This window comes from Chitinophaga sp. LS1 (assembly GCF_034274695.1).
In the GTDB taxonomy this organism is placed as follows: domain Bacteria; phylum Bacteroidota; class Bacteroidia; order Chitinophagales; family Chitinophagaceae; genus Chitinophaga.
Map to the genome: position 1 here is coordinate 1263151 of NZ_CP128362.1, position 14114 is coordinate 1277264.

Annotated in this window: 10 protein-coding genes and 1 pseudogene; 9 read left to right on the plus strand and 2 right to left on the minus strand. The window is 35.7% G+C overall.

What is annotated here, in order from left to right:
• The first annotated feature begins 42 nt into the window (after positions 1–42).
• Positions 43–3402 carry a DEAD/DEAH box helicase gene (locus QQL36_RS05225; protein ID WP_083730187.1) on the plus strand — a complete coding sequence of 1120 codons (3360 nt, stop codon included), beginning with the start codon at positions 43–45 and terminating at the stop codon, positions 3400–3402.
• A gap of 384 nt (positions 3403–3786) precedes the next feature.
• Here QQL36_RS05225 and QQL36_RS05230 read toward each other — a convergent pair whose 3' ends face one another.
• Positions 3787–4533 (minus strand): alpha/beta hydrolase, encoded by a 747-nt coding sequence (locus QQL36_RS05230; RefSeq protein WP_321569209.1) that lies wholly within the window; start codon positions 4531–4533, stop codon positions 3787–3789.
• A 103-nt stretch (positions 4534–4636) separates the two neighbouring features.
• On the opposite strand from QQL36_RS05230, the gene QQL36_RS05235 reads away from it, so the two are divergent.
• Entirely contained in the window at positions 4637–4978 is a 342-nt protein-coding gene (locus QQL36_RS05235; RefSeq protein ID WP_083730189.1) for a winged helix-turn-helix transcriptional regulator, read from the plus strand.
• 56 nt (positions 4979–5034) lie between these two features.
• A pseudogene (locus tag QQL36_RS35575) lies at positions 5035–5271 on the plus strand (Fic/DOC family N-terminal domain-containing protein); the annotation flags it as partial.
• A gap of 29 nt (positions 5272–5300) precedes the next feature.
• On the opposite strand, the gene QQL36_RS05240 reads toward QQL36_RS35575, so the two are convergent.
• Entirely contained in the window at positions 5301–5774 is a 474-nt protein-coding gene (locus QQL36_RS05240; RefSeq protein WP_321569210.1) for a hypothetical protein, read from the minus strand.
• Positions 5775–5832: 58 nt separating this feature from the next.
• On the opposite strand from QQL36_RS05240, the gene QQL36_RS05245 reads away from it, so the two are divergent.
• The 6 genes from QQL36_RS05245 (at position 5833) to QQL36_RS05270 (ending at position 14105) form a co-directional block, all read left to right on the plus strand.
• Positions 5833–6240, plus strand: coding sequence for a hypothetical protein (locus QQL36_RS05245; protein ID WP_321569211.1), 408 nt, complete (start codon positions 5833–5835; stop codon positions 6238–6240).
• Positions 6215–7633, plus strand: a complete 1419-nt coding sequence (locus QQL36_RS05250; RefSeq protein ID WP_321569212.1) for a Fic family protein — start codon at positions 6215–6217, stop codon at positions 7631–7633. Before QQL36_RS05245 ends, QQL36_RS05250 begins: the two co-directional genes overlap by 26 nt.
• 729 nt (positions 7634–8362) lie before the next feature.
• A complete protein-coding gene (locus QQL36_RS05255; protein ID WP_321569213.1) occupies positions 8363–9895 on the plus strand; it encodes an ATP-binding protein in 1533 nt (510 codons plus the stop codon).
• 126 nt (positions 9896–10021) lie between these two features.
• A complete protein-coding gene (locus QQL36_RS05260) occupies positions 10022–11785 on the plus strand; it encodes an SWIM zinc finger family protein (RefSeq protein ID WP_321569214.1) in 1764 nt (587 codons plus the stop codon).
• Between the two features lie 164 nt (positions 11786–11949).
• Positions 11950–13341, plus strand: a complete 1392-nt coding sequence (locus QQL36_RS05265) for an IS4 family transposase (protein ID WP_143709190.1) — start codon at positions 11950–11952, stop codon at positions 13339–13341.
• A gap of 467 nt (positions 13342–13808) precedes the next feature.
• Positions 13809–14105, plus strand: coding sequence for a helix-turn-helix domain-containing protein (locus QQL36_RS05270; RefSeq protein ID WP_321569215.1), 297 nt, complete (start codon positions 13809–13811; stop codon positions 14103–14105).
• Positions 14106–14114: the final 9 nt, after the last annotated feature.

Genomic DNA, 14114 nt, shown 5'->3' on the forward strand with positions numbered 1-14114 from the left:
TAAGCCACTTCATTGAAATATTCTAACTTATAACACTCGAGTATGATGTCCTTAGAAATAACTGAAGAAAAATTAGACCTATTCCAATGTCTGTTTAAAGGAAGGGAGGATGCTTTTGCAGTTAGAAAGGAAAAAGATGGTAAGAGTGGCTATATAACTTGTTATCAGCTAGATTGGGAAGCCTATAAAACTCATAAACAGAAAGGTGGTACATTTCAGAATTTCAAAAACAAAACGTTAGTACCTCTTACCTCCAAAGAATTTGTTAACCATCTTACAGGCGTTCAGGTAATTGGTATATATCCGTTACTTGAGAATAATACTTCCTGGTTTGTAGCCGTTGATTTTGACGAACGTGGATGGGAAGATGAATGCCAGAAATTTTTAACAACCTGCGATCAATATAAAATACCTGCATCATTAGAACGATCAAGATCGGGAAACGGAGGACATGTCTGGATATTCTTTACGCAACCCTACTCTGCTTATAAAAGCAGGAGAATTGTAAAACACATGCTTCAATTGGCAGGTATAATTTCGGTATTTGACAAGAAATCCAGTTTTGATAGAATATTTCCAAGTCAGGATTCTCATAGTGGGGAAGGCTTAGGAAACTTAATTGCATTACCGCTTCAAGGTCAAGCTGTCGAAAAAGGCAATTCCTGTTTCATTGATCATGGGAATTTATTACCATTAGAAAATCAATGGGTATTTCTAAGTACCATTTCAAAAATAACTATTGAAAATATCGATGCTATTTATAACCAACTGTTTGATGCTACATTGCAACAACCAGATCCTTCTATAACTATCGTAGCAAAACAGGGCTGTCTTGAGATTAGCTTAAGTAATGTCATTACACTGAGCAGATCACAGCTTACACCGCAATTAGTAAGCTTCCTGAGAGACCATCTCAATTTCATTAATACTGATTATCTGATCAAAAAGAAAATGGGAAAATCCATTTACGGAATGGAAGCCTATTTCAAAATATTAGAGGAAAAAGGAGACAGTATTATTATTCCGCGAGGATTCATGCGTCAGTTAATAGACTATTGTAAAAAAGAAAATATACTCTATGAAATAAAAGATAAGAGAAAAAAGTATACTGAAATCAATATTCCCTCGAAAATACCACTACGCGATTATCAGAAAGCCGCAGTCGATATAACTGCGAAAAAAGAGTTTGGGATAATCGTGGCCCCTCCTGGAAATGGCAAAACGATAATTGCATTATCTATTATTGCAAACAAAAAACAACCCGCACTAATAATAGTCTACCGTAAGCAATTGTTTGATCAATGGATGGACCGGATACAAGATTTTATGGGGATTCCGAAACATTTGGTAGGGAAAATTGTAAGTGGGGAAAGGAAAGAGGGCTTACTAATAACTATTGCAATGTTTCAAAGCCTGGAAGTAATAAATGAAAATGATCCCATCTTTGAAGCTTTTGGAACGATCATTATCGATGAATGTCATCATATACCGGCTAAAACTTTTAGAGATACAATTAAAAGATTCAATTCATTCTACCAATATGGACTTACAGCAACTCCACTCAGAAAAAACAAAGACGAGCAATTAATGTTTTCCTTCATCGGCGAGGTTATATATGAAATGAAATCGAATAATGGAGGGGAAGTGGCGAATAATAGCCTCTCAATAATTGTCCGGGATACAGACTTGTTTGTTCCATTTGATTATAAAACAGATAAGTTTGAACCTCTAGCCCAGGTTCTCATTCATGATTCCACAAGGAATAATCTTATAATTAATGATATCAAAAAGGAAATCGGATCCGGAAGGAAAGGGTTAATCCTTACAGAAAGAAAAAGCCATATTGATACGCTTTGCCAATTTCTAAAACAACAATTTGAGATAATAACTTTATCTGGTGATGATAGTGAGCAATTGCGAAAATCAAAAATGAAGCAGATTGTTTCTGAAGAATTTCAAATACTAATAGCAACGGGACAGTTTATAGGAGAAGGAATAGACATAAACAATCTTGATTGTCTTTTTCTCGTATTCCCTTTTGCATTTGAGGGTAAACTAATTCAATACATAGGGCGAGTCCAACGCAGCAGCACTCCACCTATCATATATGACTACCGGGATATCAAAATTGGCTACCTGGAAAAGCTATTTAAACAAAGAAGCAAGCACTACCGCAAATTGCAAAAGTCTGGGCAATTGCAAAAACATGATGAGTTACTTCTTTTATTGGAAGGAGAAAAGGTTTATTTGAATTATAAAGAGAATGCCTTACCAATTTCTATTTTGGATCTTCCTTTTGAAATCGTAAAATTTAAAAGTGAGGTTGCCTGGAAGATAAGAATATTGAATTACAATGAGGCGGAGGAAGAAGTATTTGCTGAAATATTAGATTATCAGGCCGAACAAAACCCATCAATGGAAACTCAACTCAGCCTAAATCTATTAGGAATAGAAAAAATTAAATTCCGGTCAATTAATTCGGCTCATCTGCTAAGTGCAGTACAAATGAAACCTGTTAGACTCCAGGTGCCAGATATTAAAATACCATTACCTGATAACAATAATGAAATCGAGGTGGTCAAATCTATATCAAAATCTTTAAAACTTCCTTTGGATAGTCTAAAATTTGAATATGGTTCAGTATCTTTTTCCTCTTACTTAGAAGAAGTCAATAAATATGTAGATTTTAAGATTGAAAACGATGATATCAGGCCCGAATTTGAAGTATTGAAGGATTACTTTGCCAAAGTTCTTAAGAAGAAATTATTAACAGTAATGGTAAGGATCAAATTTGACAACTCCGACATTATATTTACGGAAGCAACTTCAGATGATATTGACAAGATAAACAGCAGTATAATTGAGAGTGTAAGATTTGAATTTGTTAAGAAAGATATTTTGGCAACCCGAAGTGCTACCAGCGATAATAGGTGTATGTCCACCATGGAGGATCTTGCATTGGCTACCAATAAACCAATTACAAATTTTTTCAAATCGGACAAGGATTTATTGGATGATATTCTAAATATCAAAAAGAGTAAGCACTATTTGCAGCTTAAATATCTTTCGAAGAAACATGAAGCATCAATCTTGAAAATTCGTTTTATCCTGCAACCGCTTTCATTTATTTTTTTAGTAATGGGAGACGGGAAATACCATCTCGTATGGGAAACATTAGATAGTAACGAGGCGACTTATATCTGGCATATTAATAAAACGAAAGAAGACCTTCGTCTGGCAATTGTAATGCTAGAGGATATCTTACAAGAAATCAGGAATACAGGCAAACAGGATTATTTAAAAAGGGAAAATCCAGATTTCAGTAGAATATTCCATGAGTATTCCGACCCTAAAAAAGGATTCGTCTTATGGAAGGGACAATTAGAGGAGAGACTTACCTGAATATTTAAAATTTATGGCTATGCTTTTTGAGTCCTCTAGCCTATCTATTCCAATGATGTTCATTAGCCTACCCCTAAGCCATTAAAATTACATAGTCATTAAATACTTATCCATCATTTAGAACCAACTTAATATCTGATATTAAATCAGTTGCGAAAATTCGGTCCTTTACTAAGAAATCCTTCGAACTAAAGAATCCTTCAAGTGCAATGACTTGAAGGATTCTTTAGTTCCTTGCGGCCCCAGGTATCGTAACCTCGAACCAATTATACAGGATTAGTCCGATTTAGGGTGTGTCCAGGTCAAAAGACTGAATATAGTATGATAGAAGTTCGGTTACCATTTAAAAAGGGGACCAGGTTTTCTATAGACAACCTGGTAATTCTATTGATTATCGTCTACAACTGCTCTCAACTTATCTGCCAAATTTTCTGGTTGCTCACGCATAGCGTAGTGGCCTCCCTCTAATGTATAAATTTTCCAATTTCTTTCTTTAGCACGGTCTGTTCCCATCTTGTCTATCATGCTACTGCTTACACCGTCTTTTGTCATCGCAATAAATACTGTTTTAATTTTCTTAACTAATGGATTGCTTATTTTTAGCGGTTCAGTGAAGGTTTTCAATGATTGGGGCACATCATATTGTGTCAAGTAAGCTGGTATCACAAAGTTGCCTTTTATGTTAGGTTTCATCATTATATCCCATAATCCTCCTACTGTAGCAATGGTCTGGGCACTTTCACCATCATTCGGAACCATTGCATCAAGATAAATAATTTCTCTGATGCGGTCTGGTAATTGCTCAGCAACACCAGCGATCACCATGCCGCCGTAACTATGACCCACTAAAATTATGTTCTGGAGATTTTCAAATTTAATAACGTTAACGATGTCGGCGATATAAGTACTAAGATTAATATTTTCGTTTGACAAGTGTGCACGTTCACCAAGTCCGGTTAGGGTTGGCCTATACACAATATCACCTTTTGCACTTAAAACCGAATCTACTTTAGCGTAGTCCCAGCCGCCATCGAAGGCACCGGGTACAAATAAGAAAATCCTGGGCTGATGCACCTGTCCAAAACAAATTGTGCTAATAGTGATGGCGAAAACCATAAGTGTTATTCTCATGTTGCTTTGATATTTTAAGATGTAAACCTATCTACATTTACTTAAGAAAAGATAGTTGTTACCTTTGGGTAAGTAGTTACCTTTGGGTGAATAGGTTTACAATATGGAAGCAAAAGAAGTTGAATGTCAATTTGAAATGATAGCAGCGAAGGATGCGCTGGAATTAATACAAGGTAAATGGCGGATACCTATAGTCCTTTCAATCGTTTATGGTAATAAGAGATTTGGCGAAATACAAAGGGCTATTTCAAACATATCCCCGAAGATGTTGTCACAGGAATTAAAAGTACTGGAGCAAAATAGAATTATTATACGCAAGCTTTACGACACTATGCCCATCACAGTTGAATATACCCTGACTCCTCTTGGTATATCAATGCAACCACTTTTGTTAGAATTATTAAAGTGGGGGAAAAATTTCAGGAAAGAGATAGTAGGTAAATAATTGATAGATAATTTGTTCTTCACATGGATCATTCCAATATATAAAAAGAAGCAAGTGCCAGTTCTGAAATTGAGAATGTGATTACAACTCAGGATAAACTTTATCAGGCATTATCAACTGATGCATCGATGATTGATCCTGCAACGAAGGAGGTGCTTCGCTATCGGGAAGCAGTTTTATATGGATTCAATTTTTATCAGGCAAAAAGGCTATTTAAATACCAGATTAGCACCGAATTACAAAGAACTTCATTTATATTCAATACCATGAATAGCATCAATGAGATGTTTTAAAGTTGGTTGTAATATTTACAATTAACTTTCTAAAAAGTAATGATCACAGAATCTCTTCTCCTCTCCTGTGGTTGTAGCAATTGTTGCTTCAAATATGCTGATAATCTGATAAAACTGCTATCCTTACATGCTCCTGCAACAGCATGCTGCTGATAACTTAAAAAGTAACGTGCATCATCATTACAGCCATTATCCGGCTTTAAAGTCGTATCATTGACTACTACCGCTACCTGCTGCGTCAACTCTTTCCATATTGCACTATCAAGGGCAAAACTATAACCATTTAAGAACGTCAGTTCATCCTTTTCTCCATGATATCCCTCTAATCCACGTTGATATCTGGAAGGTAAGGAATACACCAATACATTAACTTTTTTTCCTGCTTTACGCAATTGCACTATCAATGAAGTATCAAATGGAGAGGAACATGCATAATAGACGGTGTTAGTGTCTGAAAGCAGCTGTTTATAGGAGATTCCATATTTCTCAGGACTGCATGTCACATTAGAACTCGTTTACAGGAAAGTTCCTATTAGTAGAGATACTGCTTATTATATTTCGATGGCAACAGATACGACTGGAAGTCGGGTGATCTGGGCGAGCTTTTTAGGTTCTGCAATGATTTTTAAGAATGATTCAGTGTGGTTGGCTTCGCTTACCGAAAATCAAAATCCAACTGAGTTGACTCGGAAATCGCCTAAAAAACAAAACCTGCATAAGGAGCGAGGTTTCATGATGACTTGCGAAGAAAGAGGGATTTGCCCCCGAACCTGTTACCCTCAAATCATTCAGGCCATGACTGGCAAAATCCGATCTAAACGCAAAAAAAGCCTCCAGATTTCCCATCTGAAGGCTTTCAATTTTTTGCTAAACTATACAGTTTTTTTAGCGGGCTACAAGGGACAACTTTCGAACCTGTTTATAGAAGATTTATCTAAAATTCATGCATTTATCAGGAGAATTCAGTGATATAACTTCGATTGATAAAATATTATTTCGGAGTAGTTGTATTTTCTTTCAAATGATATGCAAGGTTGAAAGTTACTTCCGTTTATCTAATAAGTGCGAAAATCTGGCATTTGCGCCTTTGCTTTTTATGGGAATAATTTTGGTAAGCATAAATGGGGTTCCCTTATTATGCGGCGATTATTTAGATATTTCGCCGCAAGTATGCGGTAAATACTCCGTACATTCGCTGCAAAACCATAAATATTATTACGAATTTACCAATATTAAGTATATTCACCGCATAATTGCGGCGAATATGTATATACATGAATTGGACAGGTGGCCTTTCTTTACTTGGAATAAAGATAAGCTTGGCCCCAAATTAGGAGAAGTAAGATTTCGTCAGGGAAAAATCCTTGGCCAAATGAACGCTCTTGGATTTAAGCTGCAAGAAGAAACAATGTTACAAACATTAACATTGGATGTAATAAAATCAAGCGAGATTGAAGGTAAGTTGTTAAATCCAGAGCAAGTGCGCTCATCCATAGCCAGAAGGTTGGGAATTGATATTGCAGGAGCAATATATAGTGAACGTGATGTAGAAGGTGTTGTAGAGATGATGTTGGATGCAACTCAGAATTATAAGTCTTCTTTAACTGAAGAAAGACTGTTTGATTGGCATGCCGCACTGTTCCCAACAGGAAGGAGTGGGATGTATAAAATAACGGTTGCTGGTTGGCGTAATAATACTATGCAAGTTACATCCGGTCCAATGGGTAGAGAAAAAGTACACTTTGAAGCTCCTGCTGCAAATAAAGTGTCAAGCGAAATGTCCACTTTTTTACAATGGTTAAACAATGAACAGCAGGTTGACCCTGTAATAAAAGCTGCTATTGCACATCTATGGTTTGTTACTATTCACCCTTTTGATGATGGTAATGGTCGTATTGCCAGAGCTATTACTGATATGCAGTTAGCTCGTGCGGACCAGAATAAGCAACGTTTTTATTCGATGTCTGCCCAAATCCAAAAAGAGCGTAACGAATATTACGATGTACTTGAAAAAACGCAAAGAGGTGATTTAGATATCACTTTATGGCTGGAATGGTTTTTAAATTGTCTATATAGATCAATGGATCATACCGACCAAACTATAGGTAAAATTTTAGAACGCAGTTATTTCTGGGAAACTCATAATGATATAACATTCAATGTTCGCCAACAAAAAATGTTGCAAGTGATCTTAGATGATTTCTTCGGAAAACTAAATGTTTCAAAGTGGGCAAAAATGACTAAAATATCCACTGATACAGCATTGAGAGATATTCAGGATCTTGTTAAAAAGAATATCCTGGAACAGGAAGGTAGTGGAAAGAATACAAGCTACAGGCTTAAGAATTTTAATAAACAATAGCCTCTTTTGTTATTATCAAACCGCAGGTGGTGATCTGAAGAATATATAAGATAAGGAATTTCTAAAAAGCGAATAAATAGGAAAAGTTATACTTGAATTATCAACTATTAGAAACCGATATATGTAATAATGTATGATGAAAGTTCGGATAACCCAGATAGATTTTGCTAGGTTAACAATGGTTTATTTATAACCCGGAATGTTTGTATATACTAGTTTTAATATTTAGCCATCGCATTTATCATTAAACCAATAAATTTAATGGAGCAAATAATACTGGCAGCCTGGCAATCGGATTTTGTTAATCAATATTTATCTGACAGAAAATCAATATCCCTATTGGTTGCGCAACCAGGAACTACAAAAACAATAACTGTGTTGTATACTGCGTCCCAAATGATCAATAAAGGTTATTCGGATTCTGTTTTGGTGATTTATTGCTATAGGTAATATAGAGTGATAGCGAAGATTAAAGCAAGATTCTAAGGAGATGTACGTATGGTGGTGGTGCTGTCAACATATTTTAATTACATATAGACAGCTCGGTAGGGCGGCCGTATTGTTTTACATTCCGTTCAGAAATTGATGATTTGCTTCAGCATAGACATGTCTAAGAATTATGAAATTAATTCATAACACATAATTGGCACATTAGTAATGGTTGTGAAGGCTCTTATCTAAGGTATGCTTAAGTCCTTTATCATAGATTTTATTTTTAACTTTGTATGTATGAGGAAATATCCGATAGGTATACAAGATTTCAATGAAATACAAAATGGAGGTTATCTATACATTGATAAGACTCAAATAATCTACAATCTAATAGAATCAGGAAAGTATTATTTTCTTAGCCGTCCCAGACGATTTGGAAAATCCCTGTTGCTATCCACTATTAAAGAGATCTTTAGTGGAAACCGAGAATTATTTAAAGACCTTTGGATCTATGATAAATGGAATTGGGAACAAAAACATCCAGTAATACATTTAAGGCTAAGTAAACTTGACTATCAAAAATTAGGGCTATACGAAGCTCTTAGTATTGAGATAGGGGTTTTAGCAAAAGAGCAGGGTGTAGAACTGGAATCTAAACATTTAAAAGGAAGATTTGAAGAACTAATTCGGAAGGCTTCAGCTAATGGACAAGTTGTTATCCTGATTGACGAATATGATAAACCTATCACCGATTACCTGGAGGATCTGGAAAAAGTAGAGGAAAACCGGTCCATATTTAAGAGCTTTTATTCTGTATTAAAGGATTCAGACCCCTATATTCGTTTGTTGCTACTTACCGGAGTCAGCAGATTTCCTAAAGTGAGTATTTTTTCTGATTTAAATAACCTGAATGATATTACAATCCATCGAAAATATGCAACAATTGCAGGAATTACCCAACAGGAATTGGAGAGCGGTTTTGCGGATGAGATTGAAGAAATACAGCAACATCAACCTGATTTTTTAGGGAAGTTGAAGTCATGGTATAATGGTTATGCCTGGCATGAAGAAGCAGAACGTGTATACAATCCATTTTCTTTACTGAAATATATGGATGGTCGTGATTTCAGGAATTACTGGTTTCATACCGGTACGCCTACCTGGTTGGTGAACCTTATGAAACAAAATAGGGAATATGATCTGGAAACCGTACATATTGGCGAGAATGCATTAAGCAATTTTAATGTAGAACATATAGCTGTGATACCCGTACTATTTCAAACAGGATACCTGACCATTAAAGGATATAATTCCAATAATAGATTGTATGAGTTGGGATACCCAAATACAGAAGTAAAAGAAAGTCTGACGGACGCACTGTTGAGTGCTTATAGAAATGTATTTCCAGGCAATGACTCAATGTCTGTTACAGATGATTTGAGCGAGGTATTGAAAAAAAATGATATGTCTCAAATGATCAAAGCATTGGATGTACTGTTATCAACTATTCCTTATGATCATTGGAAAGCAGAGAGTGAATCGATTTTTCATATCATTGTGCATCTCTCCTTTAAACGCTTAGGTTTTGATGTACGCAGTGAAGTACATAGTGCTACCGGTAGGTGCGATGTGCTTGTATTCACTGATCAATATATTTTTGCGTTAGAATTAAAACTGAATAGCTCTGCGAATTTGGCCCTTGAGCAGATTTTTCAGAAAGGATATTTGCGTCCCTATCAAATGGATGCAAGAAGGAAAATCGCTATAGGCATCAATTTTTCCTCTGAGAAAAGAGCTGTTCAGGACTTTTTGGTTAAAGAAATAGAATAATAATTTATCTCCATAATGATATTTCCCACGGATAGAAATGAATATCTCTGCTAATAAAACCTCATCTTATCTTTGCTTAGTTACTAGCGTACAACAAATTTATTCCAACAAATCTTAATTTTATTTATGCTCACCCTGAAAAATTTTGAGCTACAGGTAAGTTCAACGATCATACAACGAGGGAGACAGTATTTCGAAGATGGTGCAGTAATCGATCTTGAAGAAACAGATAATAATTATTGGCAGGCTGAAGTAGCAGGTACTTCAACTTACTCTATTGAAATAAAACTGGGTAATAAAAACAAAATTGAAGATTATTCCTGCGACTGCCCGTATGATGGCGATACATGCAAACATGTTGTCGCTGTATTATTTCTACTAAAAGAAGAGTTGTCTGGTAAAATTGCTCGTGCAAAGAATGCCAACCAGCCGGATTTTAAAAAGTTATTGCAAAAGATAAATGTAGAAGAGTACCAGGAGTTTATTCTTGCACATGCAACAAAAGATAAGAATTTTAAATCTGTTTTTGAGCTATGGTTCGCGCACAAAGATGAACGTATTGATACTGCAAAAAAATATACAGATTTAATCAAAATTATTATCCGGAAGCATGCTTCAGAAGGTTTCATTGATTATCGGGCAACTTACAGTCTTACAAATGAAATCAAGAAATTGGTTGCAAAAGGAGATGCGCTACTGGCTAAAAAGAATTTTAGAGAAGCCTTTACCCTGACACGTGCCGTTTTAAAGCAAGTAACGGAACTTATTGAATATAGTGATGATTCGAATGGGAATATAGGGGATGCCATCTTCAGTATAATACAGCTGATTGAAAATATCTCGCTGGCTAAAGAACCAACAATTGAGCTAAAAGAACAAATATTTTCATTTTTACAAACGGAGTTAAGCAATCAGCTTTACTTTGATTACGGAGACTTTGGATATGAGATGATAACTGTTTATCAATCTCTGGCAGAGCTATTAAAAAAAGAAAAGGAATTCTTACAGTATGTTGATACGCAGATTGCAAAATACATAGCGGGAAAACGTGATTTTAGAAAGGATTATTTTCTTGTACGAAAAATTGAATTTTTAAAAGCAATAGGAAAGGAAGGTGAAATAAGGAAACTTATTCAACAGAATTTAGATGTAGTTGAAATCAGAAAGGGCGAAGTGGAAAGTGCTATCAATAAAAAAGATTTTCTGATGGCAAAAAAGTTAATAGCTGGAGGAATAAAAATAGCCGAAAAGGAAAAGCATCCAGGTATTGTTTCTGATTGGGAAGAAGAATTACTTCGTGTTGCAATTATAGAAAAAGATAAGGAGACAATCCGATTTTATACAAAGCGATTTGCTTTTGATCGCTGGTTCAACAGGGATTACTATATTCAATGGAAAAAAACCTTTACTAATACTGAATGGAGAACGGTAATTGAAAAATACATTGAAGATAAAATAACCGAAATAAACAAGCAGCATCAAAACAATAAAAGTAAACTATGGTATTCACCAGATGCACTTTCCCTTGATGCGCTCGCGCCTATTTATATTGAAGAGAAATATTGGGATAGACTCTTAATATTAGTGTGTAAGGAAACAGAATTGGATAGAATATTGCAATATCATGATCATTTATCCAAACATTATCCGACAGAATTAGTAGATCTATATATACCTGCATTTGAGCGTAAAGGAGATATTGCAGGTAATCGGGTTGAATACGCAAATCTGGCAGGTAAAATGAAAAGAGTCATTAAAAGCATTCCTGCCGGGAAAGAAAAAATTATTGGTGTGGCAAAGATGCTAAGCATGAAATATCCTCGTCGGCCGGCCATGATCCAGGAACTGAATAAAGTCATTATTTTAGAAAAAGGTAAATCCGAACAGTAATCAACTGGAAAGGTTAGGCCTGATTAAATAATCACATCCAATTTCGAATGCTTATAAAGGTGATAATAAGCATCTTAGAAATTCATCAAAATTTATTTAAAAAGCAAAACCCGCTCTATGAGCTACCGTCTGGACACATTTTATTTCTATTTTTGAAATAAAAAGTGCAAAGCAGGTATTTTTACGAGATTAAGGACAAGCGATTAATGAATAGGGGTAATTCTATTCTTAATCGCTTGTTTGCTAATAGTGTCCATTCGATTCGACGGTTAGCTAGTAATGATTCAGAGGCAAAAGCCATTTACCGTTTTCTACAGAATGACCATGTTAGTGAAGATGAGATCATCAGAAACATGTCTTCTAATTGTGTTAACTGCGTTGGAAGCAGGCCTGTCTTGTGCATACAAGATACCAGTGATGTTAATTTATACAATCACAAGAATAGGATAAAAAAGGACGATTATATTGGTACGACAAATGCGGCAACTAATGGTCTTGGGTTTCATATACATCCGGGACTTGTGATAGATGCAGAAAGTTTCATGCCTTATGGTTTTTCAACAATAAAGATTTGGAACAGATCCCATGAACAGGCGAAGAAAGATGTTAGCCATCAAAAAAAGATGCTTCCTATAGAGGGTAAGGAATCTTATAGATGGATAGAGACTTCACTAAAAAGTAAACAAGCTTTACAGTCAGCCAGTGAAATTATTATAATCCAGGACAGAGAAGGAGATATTTATGAACAATTTGCAATTGTTCCCGATTCTAAGACACACTTGCTTATCAGGGCCAAAACAAATCGGATACTACAAGGAAAACAAAAGCTCTTTGAATATCTTTCCAGCCAGCCTTTACAAGGCTCCTATGAGGTTAAAGTAGAAGGTGATAAAAGGAGAAGTACAACAAAAAGAACTGCAAAAATAGAGGTTCGTTTTTCGGCAGTGACGATCAGTGGAAATAATTATATTAATAAAAATCTTCCGAAAAATATAAGCCTATATGCAATAGAAGCTAAAGAGGTTGGTGATGATATAAAGACCCCCATTCATTGGAGATTATTAACTACAAAAAGGGTAGACGATTTGCAAACAGCATTGCTTTGTATAGAATGGTATACCTGCCGTTGGGTTATCGAAGAAGTGTTTCGAATTTTAAAGAAAGAAGGTTTTAATATTGAGGCGAGCGAATTATCGCAGGCCAAAGCTATACGAAAGCTATGCTTGATGATGCTTGAAACTATTATCAAACTCTTCATTATGCAAATCGCATATGCAATACCCGAAGAATCATGCCCTCATAGTTGTTTCTCCGCGGAAGAAGTGGAATGTTTAGAACATCAGATCGAACAGTTAGAAGGCAAAACGGATAAACTGAAAAACCCATATACATCTTCCGATTTGAAAAGATATATATGGGCTATAGCCAGATTAGGTGGCTGGAAAGGCTATCTATCCGAACGAAAACCCGGCATCACTACTTTTTGGATGGGGCTGCAGAAATTTACTGCAGTCATGCAAGGCTGGATTCTTTTTAGAGATCTGTCCAGACGGTAGCTCTATGAGCGGGTTTTGCTTTTTTGCGGGCCGGGGGGACAAGTTTCGAACCTGTTCGTGGATGATTTATCTAAAATATATGTTTTTATTAGCGAAATATGCTATTGAAATCAAATTATATAAAACTGTTGTGTACCCATCTATGTCTATTACGGTGATACTGGTCCGGCCCAAACGGAGGATATGCTCCGTTGGAGCTGGCCCAATGACCTCCGTATTAGACACCCATCTATTCTGAATTACTCAAACTCTAAAGCAAGATTGCATACTGTTTCGATTGACGGGAACTAAGCTATCATTTTCAGTATTATTTATTATTAAAGTGTATTCACGGTGAATATTTTCACCAAATGATGAATTCTTGCGGAAAACATTAGTCAGCGACATCTCAATTTTAATTTTATATCAAACTAAAATTGGGAATATTTTCTTCAATATTTGTATTTTTGATGAAAATATGCATCATAATGAAGTCAAAAAAGCATATTCTTTTTCCTAAGCAGCAGGTTCTACTGGAAGAGTTTGGTAACAGGATATCGCTTGCAAGGAAACGTCGTAGGTTAACTGCTACTCAAGTTGCAGAGCGTGCAGCTATTGATAGGGGGACACTAAGAGCGATAGAGCAAGGCAGCCCCTCCGTTTCCATTGGCGCGTTTATCAATGTATTAAGAGTGCTAGGTCTTCAGAATGAAATAACAAAATTGCTTGAAGAGGATCCTGTTGGAAGAAAATTACAGGATTTGAGATTAATGAATAAGAACTAATTGAAATGG